At 70.1% G+C, this 18,091-nt stretch carries 17 protein-coding genes and 1 CRISPR repeat array (1 of these 18 running past the window's edge); of the genes, 2 read left to right on the top strand and 15 right to left on the bottom strand.

Translation table 11 applies throughout. The features are described from left to right. Window positions 1–1,191: a CRISPR direct-repeat array (repeat unit 28 nt; unit sequence GGATCACCCCCGCGAGCGCGGGGACGGC) (it extends 2,017 nt beyond the left edge of the window). A gap of 16 nt (window positions 1,192–1,207) precedes the next feature. The 14 genes from cas2e to AC060K_RS16740 all read right to left on the bottom strand — a co-directional run bounded on the left by cas2e (window position 1,208) and on the right by AC060K_RS16740 (window position 15,313). Continuing rightward, window positions 1,208–1,657 carry a type I-E CRISPR-associated endoribonuclease Cas2e gene (gene cas2e / locus AC060K_RS16805; RefSeq protein WP_483766554.1) on the bottom strand — a complete coding sequence of 150 codons (450 nt, stop codon included), beginning with the start codon at window positions 1,655–1,657 and terminating at the stop codon, window positions 1,208–1,210. Beyond that, complete coding sequence (gene cas1e, locus AC060K_RS16800) at window positions 1,654–2,661, bottom strand: type I-E CRISPR-associated endonuclease Cas1e (protein ID WP_483766553.1); 1,008 nt, start codon at window positions 2,659–2,661, stop codon at window positions 1,654–1,656. The genes cas2e and cas1e overlap by 4 nt, the downstream gene beginning before the upstream one ends. Then, complete coding sequence (gene cas6e / locus AC060K_RS16795; RefSeq protein WP_483766552.1) at window positions 2,658–3,323, bottom strand: type I-E CRISPR-associated protein Cas6/Cse3/CasE; 666 nt, start codon at window positions 3,321–3,323, stop codon at window positions 2,658–2,660. The genes cas1e and cas6e overlap by 4 nt, the downstream gene beginning before the upstream one ends. Then, complete coding sequence (cas5e, locus tag AC060K_RS16790; RefSeq protein ID WP_483766551.1) at window positions 3,323–4,105, bottom strand: type I-E CRISPR-associated protein Cas5/CasD; 783 nt, start codon at window positions 4,103–4,105, stop codon at window positions 3,323–3,325. The genes cas6e and cas5e overlap by 1 nt, the downstream gene beginning before the upstream one ends. Continuing rightward, complete coding sequence (gene cas7e / locus AC060K_RS16785; protein WP_483766550.1) at window positions 4,102–5,256, bottom strand: type I-E CRISPR-associated protein Cas7/Cse4/CasC; 1,155 nt, start codon at window positions 5,254–5,256, stop codon at window positions 4,102–4,104. The genes cas5e and cas7e overlap by 4 nt, the downstream gene beginning before the upstream one ends. After that, window positions 5,253–5,927 (bottom strand): type I-E CRISPR-associated protein Cse2/CasB, encoded by a 675-nt coding sequence (gene casB, locus AC060K_RS16780; RefSeq protein WP_483766549.1) that lies wholly within the window; start codon window positions 5,925–5,927, stop codon window positions 5,253–5,255. Before casB ends, cas7e begins: the two co-directional genes overlap by 4 nt. Then, complete coding sequence (casA, locus tag AC060K_RS16775) at window positions 5,920–7,563, bottom strand: type I-E CRISPR-associated protein Cse1/CasA (protein ID WP_483766548.1); 1,644 nt, start codon at window positions 7,561–7,563, stop codon at window positions 5,920–5,922. The genes casB and casA overlap by 8 nt, the downstream gene beginning before the upstream one ends. Continuing rightward, window positions 7,560–10,679, bottom strand: coding sequence for a CRISPR-associated endonuclease Cas3'' (locus AC060K_RS16770; protein ID WP_483766547.1), 3,120 nt, complete (start codon window positions 10,677–10,679; stop codon window positions 7,560–7,562). Before AC060K_RS16770 ends, casA begins: the two co-directional genes overlap by 4 nt. A 584-nt stretch (window positions 10,680–11,263) precedes the next feature. Further along, window positions 11,264–11,860, bottom strand: a complete 597-nt coding sequence (locus AC060K_RS16765) for a class I SAM-dependent methyltransferase (protein ID WP_483766545.1) — start codon at window positions 11,858–11,860, stop codon at window positions 11,264–11,266. 62 nt (window positions 11,861–11,922) lie between these two features. Further along, the gene (locus AC060K_RS16760; RefSeq protein ID WP_483766544.1) at window positions 11,923–12,567 is read right to left on the bottom strand and encodes an HD domain-containing protein; all 645 of its coding nucleotides are present in this window, start codon (window positions 12,565–12,567) and stop codon (window positions 11,923–11,925) included. Then, window positions 12,557–13,114, bottom strand: a complete 558-nt coding sequence (locus AC060K_RS16755) for a 2'-5' RNA ligase family protein (RefSeq protein WP_483766543.1) — start codon at window positions 13,112–13,114, stop codon at window positions 12,557–12,559. Before AC060K_RS16755 ends, AC060K_RS16760 begins: the two co-directional genes overlap by 11 nt. Next, on the bottom strand, window positions 13,111–13,596 hold the full coding sequence (locus AC060K_RS16750) for an adenylyltransferase/cytidyltransferase family protein (protein ID WP_483766542.1): 486 nt from the start codon (window positions 13,594–13,596) through the stop codon (window positions 13,111–13,113). The genes AC060K_RS16755 and AC060K_RS16750 overlap by 4 nt, the downstream gene beginning before the upstream one ends. After that, window positions 13,593–14,261 (bottom strand): hypothetical protein, encoded by a 669-nt coding sequence (locus AC060K_RS16745; protein ID WP_483766541.1) that lies wholly within the window; start codon window positions 14,259–14,261, stop codon window positions 13,593–13,595. Before AC060K_RS16745 ends, AC060K_RS16750 begins: the two co-directional genes overlap by 4 nt. Then, on the bottom strand, window positions 14,258–15,313 hold the full coding sequence (locus AC060K_RS16740) for a tetratricopeptide repeat protein (protein WP_483766540.1): 1,056 nt from the start codon (window positions 15,311–15,313) through the stop codon (window positions 14,258–14,260). The genes AC060K_RS16745 and AC060K_RS16740 overlap by 4 nt, the downstream gene beginning before the upstream one ends. Window positions 15,314–15,449: 136 nt before the next feature. Here AC060K_RS16740 and AC060K_RS16735 point away from each other — a divergent pair, with 136 nt between their 5' ends. Beyond that, entirely contained in the window at window positions 15,450–15,842 is a 393-nt protein-coding gene (locus AC060K_RS16735) for a hypothetical protein (RefSeq protein WP_483766539.1), read from the top strand. Between the two features lie 20 nt (window positions 15,843–15,862). Here AC060K_RS16735 and AC060K_RS16730 read toward each other — a convergent pair whose 3' ends face one another. Continuing rightward, on the bottom strand, window positions 15,863–17,107 hold the full coding sequence (locus AC060K_RS16730; protein WP_483766538.1) for an NsdA family TPR-like regulatory protein: 1,245 nt from the start codon (window positions 17,105–17,107) through the stop codon (window positions 15,863–15,865). A gap of 158 nt (window positions 17,108–17,265) precedes the next feature. On the opposite strand from AC060K_RS16730, the gene AC060K_RS16725 reads away from it, so the two are divergent. Beyond that, the gene (locus AC060K_RS16725; RefSeq protein WP_483766537.1) at window positions 17,266–18,069 is read left to right on the top strand and encodes an HAD family hydrolase; all 804 of its coding nucleotides are present in this window, start codon (window positions 17,266–17,268) and stop codon (window positions 18,067–18,069) included. The last annotated feature ends 22 nt before the right edge of the window (window positions 18,070–18,091 follow it).

Genomic DNA, 18,091 nt, shown 5'->3' with positions numbered 1-18,091 from the left:
GGGATCACCCCCGCGAGCGCGGGGACGGCGGCGGCGTCGATCGCGGACCGGACGCCCCACCGGGGATCACCCCCGCGAGCGCGGGGACGGCGGCCTGTGGGCTCTGTTCGGCGAGGGCTGGTGGCGGATCACCCCCGCGAGCGCGGGGACGGCTCGGCGGCCTTGGCGGCGATGTCGGCCACGACGGGATCACCCCCGCGAGCGCGGGGACGGCCGCTGCGCCTTGTCGATCGTCCACTCGACCTCGGGATCACCCCCGCGAGCGCGGGGACGGCTCGGCGGCCTTGGCGGCGATGTCGGCCACGACGGGATCACCCCCGCGAGCGCGGGGACGGCGCGTTGTACGGGGTGGACAGGCGGTCCGTCCCGGGATCACCCCCGCGAGCGCGGGGACGGCCCAGTGCCATTACAGCTCCTCCCATGAGATGCCGGATCACCCCCGCGAGCGCGGGGACGGCGGGTCGCGGGTCGCTGCCCGCGCGTCGGCCGGCGGATCACCCCCGCGAGCGCGGGGACGGCTGGCCGACCCGCATCGAGATCGCCCCCGGCTCGGGATCACCCCCGCGAGCGCGGGGACGGCCTCGCCGAGGACAACGACCAGGTGGACGAGGACGGATCACCCCCGCGAGCGCGGGGACGGCGTCACCCCGGGCTCGCCGAGGGTCGACGTGTCGGGATCACCCCCGCGAGCGCGGGGACGGCCCCCGCGACGACGAAGGGCCCCGACGTGTGCCGGGATCACCCCCGCGAGCGCGGGGACGGCTTGCAGTGGCCGTCGACGGACCGCCACGGGAACGGATCACCCCCGCGAGCGCGGGGACGGCCGATCGCGTGGACGCGGCCGGAGACCCACGACGGGATCACCCCCGCGAGCGCGGGGACGGCTTGCAGTGGCCGTCGACGGACCGCCACGGGAACGGATCACCCCCGCGAGCGCGGGGACGGCCGCAGCAGTGCGCGTCGGGTACGTCGCCTGGGGGGGATCACCCCCGCGAGCGCGGGGACGGCGTGGCCTCGTACACGTCCCCGTCCTCGACGACGGGATCACCCCCGCGAGCGCGGGGACGGCGTCCGGGCGTCCGACTCGGCCACCGTCCTGGCGGGATCACCCCCGCGAGCGCGGGGACGGCAACCACCTGAAGGTCGGCGCCATGTTCGCCGGCGGATCACCCCCGCGAGCGCGGGGACGGCACTTCCTGACCTGCGACTATACCGACGGTTCGTCCATTTCCCCTTCACTCGGTCTCGGTTCTCGCCGCATCCCGAGGTCAGCTCGAAACCTCCGACGCCGTGCCGCGATGCTCCAGTTCTCCGGCGCAGTCTTCGGCTCACGATCAGCGGACCCGTCACCGGACTGCCATGTCGCCCGTGTCATGGCACCGCGCCGCGCTGGCCGGCGCATCAAGGTGAGTCCGTCGACGTCGATCGGTTCCCAGTCGTGGTGGTGCACCCGGAATGCCAGCCGCTGCTCGCCACGGGTCGAGTACACCATGAGCGCTCGGCCGCGCCCAATGTGCTCGACGATCCGATCCCAGAGGAAGTCACGCACTCGTGCTGGTGCATGACCGACGAACACGCCGGCGCTGATCTCCAGTAGCCAGCGTGTCAGCTGCCCACGCAACCGGTCCGGGCAGGCTGCGACCACGACGACGATCATGTCGAGCTTCCGGTGTCTGGCTCGTCGAAGTCGCTGAAGCCGTCCTCCGGTCCGAGCAGGTCCCATCCATAGGAGGTCCCACCTGCTACGGTCTCGCCCCGGTCGTCCCAGAGTTTGATGACGTCCGCAACCAGATCCGCGTCGTCTTCCTCCTGGCTCTCGACAGCGCCGAGCAGCAGTGCCTGGATGTCCCGGACTGTGCGTTCGAGCAGCCGGGCCTCGAACATCCGATCGCGCATGGCCCTGCGGACAGCGCCAGGCACGTCCGCGACGCCGTCGGCCATCGTCTGGAACGCGACAGGGATGGACAGCTCGGCGCGGTAGAGGTCGGCGATGTCAAACACGAACGATCTCTCGTGGCCGGTGTGGACCACGCCGAGTCCGGGCGAGCACCCGAGCGCGACGACGACCGAGTGGACTACGCCGTACAGGCACGACGCCGCGGCGGACAGTGCCTGGTTGATCTGATCGGTCGCGTCGAAGGCGTCAAGCTGGACGTCGCGCTTCTTCCACGGCACGCCCGTCTTGTCTGACCATTCCCGGTACACCTTGCGGACCCGAGCACCCTCACGGCCGCGGAGCTGCTGCATGGTGAGGCCGGAGACATCCTCGCCGGGGAACCGCATCGCATACATGGACCGGGCGCAAGCCAGCCGTCGGTTCCGGTTGGTCACCACCGAGGCCTGCGCCTCCAGCAACCGCGACGACCTGGCCAACGAGCGACCGTGGGCGTAGTAGCGGACTCCCTTCTCACCCACCCACACCACGGTGGATCCGCACTCGGCGAGCAACACCATCGCCTGGTGGCTGACCGTAGTGCCCGGCCCGAGGAGCAACGCCCCAAGCGAGGCTGCAGGTACATGGACGGTCCCTCGCCCGTCGGTGGCGGTGATCGCGCTCGACTCGCGCGAGATCACGGACTGCTCCACGTACAGGAACGTCATCCGGTCCTGGACGCGAGCGAGTTCGGTGATCTTCGGCGGACGGCTCCCCGGCAGGGTCATTCGACCCGTGTCCTGGCGAGAGTCAGGAGCCCGCACCCATAGCCCTTGGCCGGACCGACGCCGGCGAGGAGCGCCCCGCGCAGCAGGTCCGGGTCCTTCACCTCCAGGACGCCGTCGTACTGCGCCCAGGCGAAGGTGACATTCCTGCGCTGCCCGTCGCTGGACCGAGGGAACTGGGCCACGCCCCGGCTGGTGACGGCGAAGCTCAGCTCGTCAGGATTGCCGAGCCGGACTCCCAGTGCCTCGGCCTTGCGGGACAGCCAGTCCGTCTGTGCCTCGACGCCGAGCCGCGCCACGCGGCGGCCGCGCTGCCCGGGCTGCAGAACCGAGTGGACTGGGTTGGCTCGTAGCCGAAACGCCCAGTGCTGCCCGACCTCGAGGCGATCGAGCACCTTGCGGTACTCCCCCGTCCTCTGGCTTCCGGCTGTTCCGACCTGCTGGAGCAGGTCGTCGAGCTGTGGCCGGGCAGCGGACACCACGTAGAGGTGAGTACCGGACGTCGTCTGGTCCACACGCCACAACACCCTTCCTCGCTGTTCCTCGGCCTGCGGTGCGAGGTGGTCGAATCCCCGCAGGACGGCCGCATGCATCGCCTGAGGAGAGGCGAGCAGCTTGCGGGCGCCGCGGACGTCGGGGGCGACGTCGCAACGGGTCAGGTACATCAGTCTGCCTCCATCAATGCCAGGGCGTCGTGCTCGACGACGTCTGCTGCGTCGTAGTCGAACAACTGCATCGGGTCGTGGTCGGTGACAGGCCGGTCCTGGCCGGTGCCGTCGAACCCGGGAGGCGGGACCTTCGTGCGCTCCACGCTGCGCCAGCCGTACTCCCGGCGTTGCGGGTCGAACGACTCCGGAACGTCGCGCAGCGTCTGCGCCGGCCCGTGCACGTTCGCCGACGGGATGACACCGGCGTCGGCCAGCAGGTCGAGATCGACCGGACCGGCCGCTCGGGCCTGCTTGTCCCGCCACCACCTCGATGCCTGCCACTGCTCCCCGGCGACGGCGTCGTAGAGCCGGGACTCCCGGGATCCCAGGAGGAGCGGGGCGACCGGCGGACAGGACCTCCGGCCGAGGTAGAGGGGAAACGCCGGGCGACGCAGCGCGTCCTCGATACCGTTGACGAGGTCGCGCTCCCCTTCGATCCCCGCAACGAAAACGGCGTCGGCCAGGTAGTGCCGGTCCGACAAGGGAAAGACTTGGCTGCCGTCGAGGCTGCGGGAGGTCTGGAAGTCCCGTTCGAGACGGCCGGGCTGGTCGACCCGGACGGCGAACCGCAGGTCGAGCAGGTCGGTGAGCGGATCGGTCCGGCGCCGGCCCTGGGCCGCGGCGATCATGCCGAGGACTCCCGATCGCGACGGTGCCCGCTCGGTGGTCCGACGGGTGAACCGTGAGGTGACGCCCCAGGACTGGAGCGGTCCGGCCAGCCGCAGGAGCAGGACCGTCACGCGCCGGCCCCGACAGTCACCGCGCTGTTGCGCTCGGAAACGACAGACCGGACCTGGACGACCAACTCTTCGATCGAGACCTGCTCGCCCAGACGGCCGACGATGCCGTCCTCGGCGAGGGTCGTCATCACCCACGTCTTCGTCGGCGCGCCGCCGTACGCACGGGCGAGCCGCTCGGCGTGGTCGACCAGAGCTTGGGCGGCCAAGGCGACCCGACCGCCCTCGGCACCCGTGCGAACCGGGGTCTCGAACGCCCCGACGTAAGACAGCGGCTGGTCCTCGCGCAGGCTGACGACGACGACGTCGGGCAGGGTCCGGTTGGCGAAGCTGTTCTGCTTGCCCGACGGCATCGACCGGGCGAACGAGCGGACGAACGCCGCCACGGCCTCGCCCACGGGGGCGTCCTCACCGAGGTTCTTCGCCAGCAGGTTAACGTCGACCGTCGCGTACCGGTAGAGCGTCGAGGAGTTGAACTCGATCGTTCCGATCATCGCTGCGCCGGCGTCCTCCTCGGCGTCCTTGGCCTTGTGGTCGTCCACGGCCGTGAAGTAGTCGAACTCGGTCTCGACCGCGTGCACAGACAGGGCGTGCGCCACCTGGACGGAGGCGTCGACGTTCAGGTCGGTGACGTCGGCGACCATGCGGCCGAACATCGCCAAGTCGACGGAGTTCTTGTCCTTGAGCAGCGCCTGGACCGACTTCTTGTCGATCGTCGCGTCGCCGTGGTGCGCAGCGACCGCCAGTACCGCCAGCGACTCGACCTGCTGATGGCTGAGGAAGAGGAGGTATCCAGCCTCCTCGGTCTTGCCATCGCGCGAGCTGACAGCGATGCCCTTCTTCCCACCGGCGCTGGCCAGGATCGATAGGACTAGCTGCTTGGCCTGGGCATCGTCGATGCTCTCCGACTGTGCCGTGATCTCCTCCATCAGGAGCTCGACGACGCGCTTCGAGCGCACACCGCTCGTCAGCTCCTTCGCGGTGTCCGCCATGTGCACACGGGTGGCCCGCTTCCATGCCTGGGACGAGACCCTGGCCCGGCGGACCCCTCCGTACCAGGCGGTCTTCGGGCTGCCGGTGTCGTCCCGGTTCAGGTTGCTCGGCGGGACGGTCTGCAGGACGTGGACGTCGATGATGGTTCGCGGCGTGGTCATCGGTTCTCCTCAGGGGTTTCGGCGGTCTGCGGTGCAGGTTCGGCGGTGACGCTGTGGTAGTCGCGGGCCCAGGCCCGGCGGACCCGGTCAGCCGATCCGGGGATCTGATACCAGAACAGGTCGCGTGCCAGGAGCGCGTGGTCCAGCCCGACGCCGGCACCGCGCATCTGGGTGACCAGGCCGCGCAGGTGCACGGCCAGCTCAGGGAGCGTGGCGGAGGTCGCGAGGGCGTCGAACCTCCGGCGCACCGGTGACCGGCCGCTGTCGCTTCCCCCTGCTCGGTGCCGGTCCAGGAGACGGACGGCTGCACCAAGCCCGCGGCCCGGGACGTACATCTCCTCGCTCCGCGACTGCTGCTGCGAGGCGTACGTCGCGAGCGCAAGGTGAATCGCTCGCTCCTCCTGTGTCGGGTCGCTCAGTCGGCGGGTGGCAGAGGCAGCACCCGGGGCATCCATCAGCGTCAGGTCCCAGAGGCTGGGGTCGGCTCCTGGCTCGGCCGTCGCGGCACGGCGTAGGTGCGCCAGCAGGGCGACCGTGCGGCTCCCCTGCGCGCCCGTCATCGTGCGGGTCCGTTTCAGGTGCCGGACCTGCTTGGTCACGAACTGCTCGACAGCCTGCGCCCTCTCGGTGAGGGTGGCCGGGCCCGTTCGTGTGGTTCCTGTGTCAGTCATCGGTCTCCTTCGACGTCGTGCTGGACAGTGCGGTCGGCACAGCCAGGGGAAGGGCCTGAGCCAGATCGCGGTGGAAGCGCCCCAGGGCCGTTCCGAGATCGAGGAGCCGACCCTTCACGTCCCGCCCGACGACGGCCGCCGGCCCCGTCTGCTCGGCCAGGTCGTCCGCGAGGGACAGGACCGTCCGCCGCACGCGCCGCTGCCAGTCGGCTTCACGGTCGGACAGGGACTCCTTGCCGGTCAGGTCGTACACCCACTGGCGGAACTCGGGTTCGAGCCGGTCGAACCCGTGCTCGCGTGCCCGGGTCCGCGCCCCCTCGGACTCCCTGCTGCCACCGGCCGCCAGGTAGAGGTCCTGCGCGAAGAAGGCGAGGCGGTTGACGGCGTCACCGGCCTGCTCGACAGCCTTGAGTGCAAGTTGGGCGAGCGGCCCGTCCGAGTGTCGGACGAGCGTCGCGGGCAGCTCGAGATGGTCGTCCACGATCTCGGCGATCGTCGAGTTCTGCGCTCCGTAGCGGATTCCGACCGCCCGCACCGAGAAGTGCGGCTCGCTCAGCCTGCCCTGTTCTGCCAGCTCGGCGACGAAGGCGAGCACACCAGGACCCATCTCCTCGTTCCTGGTGTCGTTTCCGGCCAGCAGACCGGCCAGCCCCCGCCAGAGCGACCGGGAGGGGTCGTGCTGTTGCGGCATGTAGGTACGAGTCTTGGCCTTCTTCGTCTGCGGGTCGGAGTACCGCCATGCCGACATCGGCTCCACAATGTGACGGTTCTGCGGCACAGCCCGGTCACCGTTGCACAGGACGACCGCGCTGACGGCGTCGTCGTCCCCCACCAGACGAACACGACGGGCCTGCCACGTGTACAGGTCGACCGGGCCGGTAGGTTCGCGACCCTCGACGCCCTCGGGAGCGGCCGTGTGGACCGAACGCTCCCAGGCGGGAAGGTCGTCGTCGGACACCGCCATGCGCGCGCTGCTGGGTTCGACCAGGTTGAGCAGCAGGGTCTCCTTCAGGCTCTTTCCCTGTAGGTAGATCCCGCCGATCTGTCCTGCCCACCCAGTCCCGATCGGAAACACCTTGCCGCCGCTCGCCCGCGGGTCTCCGACTGCTGCGGCGCGGATTCCCGAGGTGTCGAACGCCTGCGTGTGTACGACCCACCGCGCGGCCTCGGACCAGGACAGCCTCTCGATGCCGGAACGCGTTCTGGTCGTGAGGTACGGGGCACCGTTCGGCACGTCGGCGAGGATCATCTCCAGACGATCGGCACCCCCCTTCTGGTACTCCAGATCGGCGACCTGGAAGAACGGCGCGCTCGGGTGCCGCAGGTCGAACCGGTCACGGTGAGCGTCGAGGTATTCGACAACCATCTCTGCGGCCTCGCCCCAGCTTTCCCGGATCATGACCCAGTGATCGACCTTCGTCGGTCCTTCGATCGCTCGGTGCAGGATCGCGAGCAGCAGTCGCAAGATCGCGAAAGCCTGGGTCGGCACCTCTCCGACGATCTCTCGCAGTTCATCCGCCCGCGCGAACGCCTCCCGGATCGAGACCTCGACCACCCGGCCGTCCCGGTCCAGCGCAGCGATCCACGGTTGGTCGGTCAGGTCGAACGGTCGGTGCTCCAGCTCGACGTCGTTCATCTCGGCATCACGTCCAGTCCCTCCTCGCGGGTGTACCTGTAGACATGGCTTCCGACCGGCACCGGCGTGCCGTCGCGATCGTGTCTCATCTCCAGCACAAGCTGGCCTCTGAGCACGCAGTCACTCGATTGCCAGGCGTGGTGGTACGTCTCCTCCAGCGCTGCGAGCAGCTCCGGGCCACGGTCTCCGGTCACGACCTTCACCGGCAGGCGGACAGCGCAGCGGGCCAGCGCGAGCGCGATCTCCTTGTCGTCCCGGGCGGCCTCCGGCGCGACCAGCATCCCGGCAAGTCCTGGACCGGCTCCTTCCGGAAGCCGGTAGTACCCCTCGTGCGCCTCGAGCAGCAGGACCTCGATGGACTCCTCGCCGTCGCGGACCCGGGGGCGGTCGGGCCGCTCGGTCTCGGCCTCTCCGGCGTAACCGGCGAGCAGGTCGTCAAGCGACGCGACGTCTCCGGGGCCCTTGAGGAGGAATGCCTCTGCGGCGCGTACCTTCTTGGCCCAGTGCTCGGCGTCCTTCGCATCCGCGGCTCTCAAGGCGTCGCTCCAGGCCGAGGGGCCGGGAACCTTCTCGGCGTAGGCCGCCTCGACCAGGGGCCGCAGGTCACCCGGGAGACGCACCACCGAGTCCCGCCCGGCGATGTCGTGCAACAGGGCTGCAGCGCGTAGCAGCGGGGCGCTCCGATAAATTGCCTTTCCCTGGACCAGCTCAGGCAACTTCTCGCCGCCGGGCCACCCGACGCCTGTGACCAGGCACCTCGGGACACGTAGCGCCGGCGGCCGGTCACGCTCAAGGCGTCGATGGCGATGGAGCCGACCCATCCGCTGCAGGAGGAGATCCATCGGGGCCAGGTCGGTGATCAGCAGGTCCACGTCGATGTCGAGCGACTGCTCAGCGACCTGCGTCGCGACCACGACGCGCGCGAGCGGGCGGGCGCCCCGGCCTTCGTCGGGACCGGTGCCGAGGCCGGGAGGACCGAGCTCCCGGCGAAGCTCGCCGTCGTTGCGCTGGCGGTCGTGCGTGATGAACTGGGCATGATGCAGTCGGACAAGCGCCCCGTCATCGCCCAGGTGCCCGAATACCCGCCTCAGCAGCCTCGCCGCCTCCTTGGCACGTAGGACCGTGTTCCGCATGACGAGCACGCATCCTCTGGGTTCACCAGTCCACGAGCCGCCTGGCCCCTGCACGAGCCCCAGCGCGTGCCCAACCGCCGCGACCAGGTCACGGTCATCCTTTCCCAAGACGTCGACCCGAACATCGACCGCACGGTCTGACACCCCGACGCCGCCCCGGTGCACGATTCCCTGCTGGGTGGACGTGACGAACGACGTCGAACCAGCGCCCACTACGACCTCGCGGCCACCTGCCGGCACTGCGTCCCGCTTGCCGTGCCCACGCAGGCTCGTAGACAGGGCGCCCCGCCCGGCGGGAACCTGCGACGCCCGGCCCTTCTCGTAGGCCGCGGCCAGCCGGGTCCGGAGCCCGGTCGGCAGTGTCGCGGACAGAGCCACGACCGGGATACCGTGGGCCCCGAACCACTCCAGGGCCCGCTCCAGGTAGACGGTCGAGAAGATCCCGTAGGCATGGATCTCGTCCAGCACCACGACCTTCCTCGCCATAGCGAGGTGGCGCAGGACGACATGCCGCGCCTGCAGCGAGGTGAACAGGACCTGATCGATCGTCCCCACGACGAAGTCGGCAAGCACCCCGCGCTTTGGGTCCGAGAACCACCAGTTCACATGAGCCGCACCCCGGCAACGCCGGTGGTCGCCGCGGTGACGCCGGGCATCGCCCGTGTCATCGATATCGGCCGCGAAGCCGGAGGACTGCAGCGAGCGGAACACCGGATCGAGCACGGCCTTGCTGTGGGCCAGGTACACCGTCCTCGCCTCCGCCGAGACTGAGAGCCCCTCCGTCAGGTCCTGTCGCTCGGACGGCACACGTTCGAGCCATCGGAGAACGCGCCCGAACATCGCATCGCTCGTCGCCTGCGTCGGTAGGGCGACGAACACGCCGCTCGCGCCGAAGCGGGCAGCAAGGACTTCGGCGGCAATCAGCGCAGCTTCTGTCTTTCCCTCACCCATGGGCGACTCGATGATCAACAACCCGGCGGTTCTCATCGACCGCGCAGCGTCGAGCGCAGCGACCTGGACTGGCCGCGCTTCGGCCCCGGCGGGTAGGGCGAAACGCTCGCGCAGCATGGTCGTCGCGTCCAGGCCCTGATCCACGGCCCGCCACGGCGCGGGGAATCGGAGCCGAGCCCAGGCACGCGAGAACCGGTTCCGGTCGTCCACCGCCAGCTCGTCAACCGAGATCTGCGGGAACAACAACGGCTGGCTCGCGATCCAGTCGGCCATGATGACCAGCCCCGACAAGACCATGATCGCCGGGCCCGACAGGCGCAAGCTCTTCCAGCGTGCGAGGCACGACGCAAGACCGTGGCTTTCGACGAGCTCGTCCAGCAGCTCGTTCTGGGCATCGACCCAGGCGCCCTCTCCGATCAGCCTCGTCGCTGCCCGCGCGCGTTGCACCTCCGCCGTCTGCGAGGGCACGCCGTGATGTCCGCCGACGATCGAACCCACGGCACGGCAGGCTTCACGGTCCCAACCATGCCGCTCGGCGAGCCAGCGCGACATGACAACCTGCCCCGCCCTGCCGTGCGGAAGATCGCGAAAGTCGAGAAGATCCTCGGGCCGCAGGTCGAATCCGGCCTCCCGCACCCGATCTGCGAGCACGGCGTGCGAATGTCCCTGTCCGGACACCTTCACCTGGAAAGCAGGAGTCGCCTTCGCACAATCGTGGGCACCTGCAACAAGAACAGCGAGAGCCCTGACGTCGGCAAGCACATCGACGCCATGGCCCTGCGGCTCCAGACATCGAGCGATCATCTCGCGCGTGAGCGGCGGCAACCACCTCTCGACAAGAGCCGTAGCAACATCTGCGGTGTCCGCCAGGTGCTGGGGCAGAGGCAGCCAGGTGAGCGTGCCATCGCGACGCATGCCGGTCTTGCCCCACAACGCCCTCGATCGCTCACTCAGCAACTGGAGCCTCCACGGCGCCTGGACCAACGTGTGTCCCAAGGCGGTCGAGTGGCCGCCCGTGGACTGCAGCTGCACCGATTCGGGATCCCGTTGGCGCAGCTGCAGCAGAGCAAGGCTCCCACGCCGAGCCCGACATGTCCAGACATACACAGACTTGCAATGCGTATAACAGACAGCCTACTGCTGCGGTGGGGTGGGCACCGAGGGTCGGCGTCCCTGCAAACCGAAGCACTACGGCCGGATGCCAACGATCGCTGAGCATCCGGCCGCTACCCCGCACCCGCGGGGACCCCACCGGCGTCTACCACACAGCGGGATCACCCCCGCACGCGCAGGGACGTGGGACCACGCGACGTTCGGTGGGTGAGCGCACACTATCTCTTCGCACGGACGCGGTCCGCCAGGCTGAGGCCAGCAGTCAGTCTCTGTTCGTCGCGCTCGAGCTCTTGAGAGCCAGCGCGACGGCCGTGAACTCCTCACGCGCGACCCGTCAGATCCCCAGGCGACCACATCGACTGGTGGGGCCGCTCGGGAAGGCCTCCCGGATCGTCAAGTTCCGTGGCCTCCAGGAAGGGGCACGGGCCTACGGCCCGCTCCCGGTCAAGGAGCACGGCGCACTCAGCAACACGCCGCCATCTCGACAATTGTTCGTCCGACTCTCACTGCCACAGGTCGGCAACGTGCCCTGAACCAGGGTCGACAGACCGCGACTTCACCAGCACCCATCCCGCCGCTAGCATCCGCCTCCGGTACTCATCGGCTCCTTCGCCGTAGCAGTTGGCCACGAGCGCCCCGCCCGGCGCCACCACCCGCCGGAGCTCACGGAGCATCGCCTCGGGAACGGGGAAATGCATGACGAACAGTGCGTGCACGAGGTCGAACGCTCCGTCCGCGAACGGCAGGGGACCTTCCGGTGCCACGAGCACCACGTTCCGCACCCCGGCAGCGCGCAAGGTCGTGAGGCTCATGTCGCACCCGACGACGCCAGCCCCCAACGCGGCGCGCAGTGTCTCGGCGCCGACACCGAATCCGGTACCGAAGTCGAGCACGCGCCTCGGCGCAAGCCCGCTCTCCTGCAACAGCGCGAGCATCGCGCCCTGCACCCTCGTGTGCAGGGTCCAGTCGATGACGTGGTCACGCTGCGCGTAACGCGCCTCGCAGACCTCCCGCACCAGGGCCGGCTCCATGTCCGAGGGCGGGACCGGGACGTAGAGGTAATCCATGAACCGGTGCCACGGGCGGCCGTCGACGATCACGGTCCGGGGCCCGGGGGTGTCGGTGTCGTTGATCCAGACGTTCTGGCTGTGCCGAACCAGTCTCACGGCGTCTCCCAGGACCCTTCGACGTGCCCGCGCCCGGCTTGGTAACACAGCTCGTCGAGGAGGTGGGATGTGACCGCCGGGTACCGGGGTCCGATCAGCTCGAGCTGGTACTCGCGCAGCTGGAACATCCAGCGCGGGATCTTGGCCCATGCGTCATGGTGAGGGTGCAGGTACCGCCAGGAGATGGCGTTGTCGAGCACATCGCTGGCGTGGACCCGCATGGTGTCGTCGTCGGCGTCGCGCAGGCGGTCGAGCTTCGCCTCCTTGCGCAGCCGCCGCGCCTCCCTGCTCTCCCCCGGTACCGGCTTCGCGGCGCTCACCGCGTCGACGATTCCCGCTACCCGCTTCCCGAACTGGTCCTCGACCGCGGTGAGCGGCACGTCAGAGTCTTCGACGACGTCGTGCAGCAGGGCGGCGATGATCGCATCCTCGGTCCCACCGATAGCGGCCGCCAGGTGTGCGACCCGGACCGGGTGCGCCAGGTACCGGGTGCCGTTGGCACGGGTCTGCCCGCCGTGCGCCTGGAAGGCCAGGCCGAACGCCGCCCGGAGCGCGTCGGTCGTCATCAGCGTGGAATGGCCGGTCCCGGCGATCGGGCCGCGGCGCAGGTCGCGCACGACGTCGTCCAGGTCAGTCGTCATCGATGACAAACCTCTGGATCACGTCGCCCTTGGCGCCCTTCGGCCCGGCGTAGGCGACCTCGACCGCCGTCACGGTGCAGTCCGAGACCCGTACCGGGGCACGGGAGAGCAGGTGGTCGACCTCCTCGGCATGGTCCTCCAGGACGGCGATGGTGAGGTGGGGGTCCGACGTCGTCCGCCCGAGCCCTTGCATCAGCGGCGCGACCTTCTCGCGGACCTGTGCCCGCCACGCGCGGACGTCGTCGTCGGCGACGACGTCCGCAAGGACGTACTGGCCCGTGACGTGCTCGCGGGCGACCGGGCCGAACCGCAGGACGAAGGGCCGAAGGCGTGGCACCTCGGCCGCGACGAGGCCGACCACCTTCTCGATGTCGGCGACGTCGACGGTGCCGAGCGCGACGGTGACGTGCGGGCGGGAGTTGCCGCCGTGGCCGAACGTGACCAGGGAGCCGAAGCGCCGGCTGATCGCGGTGTTGACGAACCGGCAGTCGTCGGCTGCGGGGCCTTCGACGGCGAAGCTCACACCGATCTTCACGAGCGCGGTCACTGGTGCATCCTCTCCCCTGGAGTGTCGCGGATCGCGGAGATCAGGTCCGACGTCGACCGCACGGGTGGCCGGGGGACCTCACGGAACCGCACGCCGAGGCTCTCGAGCTCGGTCCGTTCCGCGGCGTCGAACGCGTCGAAGTGGCTCGCGCAGAAGACGTCCGGCCGGACCGCGCGGACCACACCGGCCACCGCGCCGACGTCGTAGGCGACGACGTACCGGACGCACTCCAGGGCGGTGATGATCTCGACCCGCTCAACGAACGACAGGACCGGCCGGCCGGGGCCCTTCGCCACCCGGACCGACTCGTCGGTGGCGACGCCGACCACGAGGGTCTTGCCCAGTCGGCTCGCCGCCTGCAGCGAGCGGACGTGCCCGGCGTGGGTCAGGTCGTAGACGCCCTTGGTCATCACGATCGTGCCCATCGCCTCTCGGACGGGCGCCGCGGCGAACAACCGCACCGGGACGAGCTTGCCGTTCATGCGTCGGTCTCCAGAGTCCTCGCGACCTCGGGCGGCAGGAGGTTCGCGATCGTGGTGAGCACGGTGCGTGCGGTGTCCTCGACGCGGCCGTCGAGCGCGGTGGTGTCGACCTGGACGACAAGCGGCCCGGGCGTCGTCGGCTCCTCGTGGGCGAAACCCACGGCTGCCGCACGCAGGGCACCGAGCCTGGCCGTGTTCATAACCCGGCCCGGGGCTCGGACGAGGCGGTGCGCGTGCTCGCGCTGCAGGCTCAGGTCGGGCGAGGTGACGAAGACGAAGCACACGTCCACCCGGCCGCGCACTCCGGGCTCGCGGGCGAGGGTCTCCACCGCGGCGACGTGTGAGTCCTCGACCAGGCCCAGCGAGCCGAGTGCCCGGGAGAAGATGACGCGGTCGTTGAGCCCGCGGTCGAGCAGGTGGAAACGTGGTGGGCGCTGATCGGCGCCGATCGCGGCGAGGTACTGCAGGGCGCTGCCGGCGAGGTAGAGGTTCAGGCTCGCCAGGTCGCTCTTGTCGATCGGGGCATACCGGCCGCCGCCGTGGAAGTCGCCGACCGGCCAGCCGGCCCGTCGGATCCGGTGGGACACGATGTCGAGCACGGTGGTCTTCCCGCTCTTCGGCATCCCGGCGAACTCGACGACCACATCGCGCTGCAACCCGCTCACGCCGTGCGCTCCTCAGCCTCGGCGGCCCGGTCGAACGCCCGCACGCAGAGGTTCTCGGAAGGGTCCTCGCCACGGGCGGCGAGGTAGAACTCCATGTGTCCGAGGACCGCCTGCCGGTTCCTCGCGGCGCTGTACCCGGCCATGTGCCGCGCCAGACGCAGCGCCTTCGCCCGCGAGGACGCGGTTCCGCGCGAGTATTCGTAGGTCCATTCGATGACGTCCGCCCAGGCCCGCTTCATCTGCCCCGCACGCCGCTTGAGCTCCACACACTTCATCGACTCCGCCAGCAGGACCCCGGCCTCCCGGGTGTCGCCCATCCGCTGCGTCACCAGGGCCGCGAAGTACAGGGACGTCGGCTCCATCGGCGCCAGCGACATCGCCGTCCGGTGCGCCTCGCGGGACTCCGCCCACCGGCCCTGGTCCCGCAGCAGCAGACCCAGATAGTCCCAGCTCTCGTACGCGCCGTCGTCGGCGCGGATCGCCTTCATCGCGTGGTCCATCGCCCGGTCCGGCAACTCGTACCGGTAAGCCGTCGCCAGCGCACGCCACGTGCCCGCCGAGTCCCTGTCCGTAGGATCCGCAGCCTCCAGGACCGCCTCAGCCACCCTGTTCAGACCCTTGTTGATGTACGACCGCGCCAACCGCACCCGGATCCGCCCGTTGCCCGGCTGGATCTCCAACGCCTGCTGGAAGTACGCGACCGCCCGGTCGTAGTCGGCCTCGACATACGCCGACTGACCCTCGTTGTACAGGTGCGCCGCCAGCACGATCCGCTCCGACTCCCGCTCGAACGCACCCAACCGCTCGTCCAGCTCCGCCCGATGCAGAGCCGCCTCCGCAAGCTCAGCCCGCAACGAGTCCCGGTCCCGCCGGACCTCGGCCAGAGTGCGCAGGCCCACGACGGCGCCCACCGCCAGCACGAAGGTGATCACCGTGATCGCAGCCATCGAGACAGCGATCGTCAGGCTCGCGAAGTCGATATAGACCGACGGGTCGAACCCGCCCCCAGCCGGCTCAGCCGCCGGAGTGCTCGCAAGCGCGCGCCAGCCCACAGGTCCCCCTCCCTCGGCTGTGACCTGAGGATATGGGCCAGACTTCGATGAGTCTAGGGTGATTCTTTACCGAGTTGCCCTACCGGCCCGTTCCGACCTATCGAACGCACGTTCGATACTGGGCTAGCCTTGTCTGGTGCGTGAACGGGACGGAGGCGACTGGTGGCCGGCGGACCGACCGCTGAACCACTCGATGCCCGAGAGCGCGCCCGTTCGCCCACAAGGAAGCATCGCCGTGATCGTCCGCCTCGCCTGGCCCGACGGCGACGAACTGATCCCCGGACGCGCGATCCGCTGGACCACGGACCACGTCATGGTGATGATCAAGCCGATCGGCGCCCCGTCCAGCACGGACGAACTCATCGTGTGGCTCCAGGCCCGCGACGTCTACACCTCGATCCCGCGACGGCCCTACCCGCGCCGACCTGTCCGAGGCCGGAGCGCGGCACGAGCTCTGGACTCCCCGCCCGTCCAGCAGGACAGGACTCGAGCGCCGTACCGGCCCCAGGGCTCAGACGATCCCTTCTGAAGGCGGGAGAACGCCGCCCATCAGGCCGAGCGGACCGCCAGGGTCGCCAGCGCCTCGGTGAATGACTCTGCTCGCGGATCACCGGCGAGCCCGAGCGTCGTCAGCTGGTTGGTCAGCTCGCTCGCGGCCATCGTGATGCTCGGCAACGAGTGGCGGTCTCCGCGCAGCGCCTGGACCCCGTAATCGGCCGCAGCGTCGACGTCGCCGCCCCGCGCTGCGACGACGGCGAGGGTGATCCTGGCCTCGGCCGTTCGCATCGGGCTGCGTTCCATCCCGCCCACCTCACCGCCAGCCCTGAGCACCTCCTCCGCGTAGAGGGTGGCGAGCGCGTCGTTGCCGACGTTGCGGTAGACGTCCATCTCGTAGAAGTGCCACTTGGCGGGATCGATGACGAAGTGGTCGTCGGGGTTCTCGGGCACAGGTAGCGCCGCCAGAATCTCCCGCCCTTGTTCCAACGCGAGCTCGACCTGCCGGGTGTTCCCCAGCCGGGCCCAGGCCTTGGCCGCCTGCGCCGCGAGCTGGGCGCTGACACCTCGTGGACCAGCGGTCTCGATGCCGTGCTGCGCGATGGCGATCGTGCGGTGCAGGTCGCCAGCGGTGAGGGAGAACCAGGCACCCATCTCGTAGGCCCAGCCGGCGACGTCGTTGTCGTTGACCTGGCGAGCCAGGTCGAGCGCGAACCGGCGCGTGGACTCCGCAGGCACCCGTCGTCCGGAGTCGTACTCGACGCACCCGACCAGCAGCGCGAGCCGCCCGGCGAGCGACAGGATGTCGCCGTGCTGGGCGAACGTGAGCCGTTCGTCCAGGAGGCGGACGATGCGCCGTAGCCATTCCTGGCCCTCGGCGCGCAGGTCATCGGCGTTGCGGTACCGGTACTCGGTGCACAGGCGCTCGACCGTGACCCGGATGGCATGGACCGTCGCGTCGCTGATGGTGCTGTGCTGCAACCGCGCGAGAAGCTCGGCGGTGTCCATCCCAGCGGTGCGGACCAGCTCGAAGTCACCGGCCGGCACTTCGACGGGGAACAGGTCCGCCTCTACCGTTCCGAACACGGCCGCGACGTAGGGCGCCCACGACCTGGGACGCACCCTGCCCGACTCCCACTCCTTCCACTGCCGCACCAGAGACTCCTGGCTGCCGCCCTCCTTGCCGCTGTTGCCACGCGCATAGATCGCGCGGAGGTTCATGACGGCGCGCGCCTGGGACCACCCGCGCGCTTCGCGTTCCCGGCGAAGCCTGTCCGCCCAGTGAGGCCGATCCGTCATAGCCCCATCGTGCCCCGAACCACCCGTGGGGAGCCACGGTGACGAGCGAGTTGTCCCCACCTGTCACCTGTCGGCCCGCCCCCGTTCACGGCGACGCTCAGGTGACCGGCCCACCCGAGCACTCCGGCGGACCGCTCAGCACCGACACAGGGGGAACGATGGCAACACCACCGCACCTGATCGCACTCGACATCGACGGCACGCTCCTGGACGGCAGCGACCTGCCCGACAGCACCGCCAAGGCCGTCGCCCTGGTCCGCGAGGCCGGCCACCATGTCGTTCTTGCGACGGGCCGGTCCGCCGTCGGAGCGCTGACGGTCGCCCGCAGGGTCCACCTGTCGGCCGGGTACGTGGTCGCCTCGAACGGGTCGCTGACGATCCGCCTGGATCCTCTGGCGCCGTCGGGCTGGCGCCTGGATCACGCGCTGACCTTCGACCCTGCCCCCGCCCTGGACAGGGCGCTCAGCCTGGTCCCGTCCGTGCGAGTCGCCGTGGAGGAGGTCGGGCGGGGGTGGCGCGTGGACCGGCCATTCCCGCCCGGCATGCTCAACGGTCCCCAGCAGGTCATGCCGCTGGTGGACCTGGCCCTCGAGCCCTGCCCCCGGGTCGCCCTCGCTGCGCCGGGCCTGGCCCGGTTCGCCCCGGCCCTGGCTGCGACGGGCGTGACCGCCAACCCGGCCGGCCCGGACTGGGTGGACCTCACCGCGGCGGGCACGAGCAAGGCCGTCGCGCTGGAGGCGGTCCGACGGCGTCTCGATGTCGCCCCGCAGGACACGGTGGCCGTGGGCGACGGGATCAACGACCTCGACATGCTGCGCTGGGCGGCCCGCGGCATCGCGATGGGACACGCGCCCGCGGTCGTGCAGGCCGCGGCCGACCACGTGACCGGGACCATCGCCGAGCGCGGTGCCGAGACCGTGCTGCTGTCCCTCGCGCTCGCCCCGGCGGCGATGCGCCCCTGAGCTCTCGCGCGCGGGCTCCACT

The sequence above is a fragment of the Antribacter sp. NEAU-D49 genome (assembly GCF_057158775.1).
This window is presented reverse-complemented; position numbering and strand designations above follow the sequence as displayed.

Coding starts and splice junctions, on each gene's coding strand:
- cas2e (WP_483766554.1), bottom strand. CDS start 1,657: ATGATCGTCGTCGTGGTCGCAGCCTGCCCGGACCGGTTGCGTGGGCAG.
- cas1e (WP_483766553.1), bottom strand. CDS start 2,661: ATGACCCTGCCGGGGAGCCGTCCGCCGAAGATCACCGAACTCGCTCGC.
- cas6e (WP_483766552.1), bottom strand. CDS start 3,323: ATGTACCTGACCCGTTGCGACGTCGCCCCCGACGTCCGCGGCGCCCGC.
- cas7e (WP_483766550.1), bottom strand. CDS start 5,256: ATGACCACGCCGCGAACCATCATCGACGTCCACGTCCTGCAGACCGTC.
- casB (WP_483766549.1), bottom strand. CDS start 5,927: ATGACTGACACAGGAACCACACGAACGGGCCCGGCCACCCTCACCGAG.
- casA (WP_483766548.1), bottom strand. CDS start 7,563: ATGAACGACGTCGAGCTGGAGCACCGACCGTTCGACCTGACCGACCAA.
- AC060K_RS16760 (WP_483766544.1), bottom strand. CDS start 12,567: ATGACGACTGACCTGGACGACGTCGTGCGCGACCTGCGCCGCGGCCCG.
- AC060K_RS16750 (WP_483766542.1), bottom strand. CDS start 13,596: ATGAACGGCAAGCTCGTCCCGGTGCGGTTGTTCGCCGCGGCGCCCGTC.
- AC060K_RS16730 (WP_483766538.1), bottom strand. CDS start 17,107: ATGACGGATCGGCCTCACTGGGCGGACAGGCTTCGCCGGGAACGCGAA.
- AC060K_RS16725 (WP_483766537.1), top strand. CDS start 17,266: ATGGCAACACCACCGCACCTGATCGCACTCGACATCGACGGCACGCTC.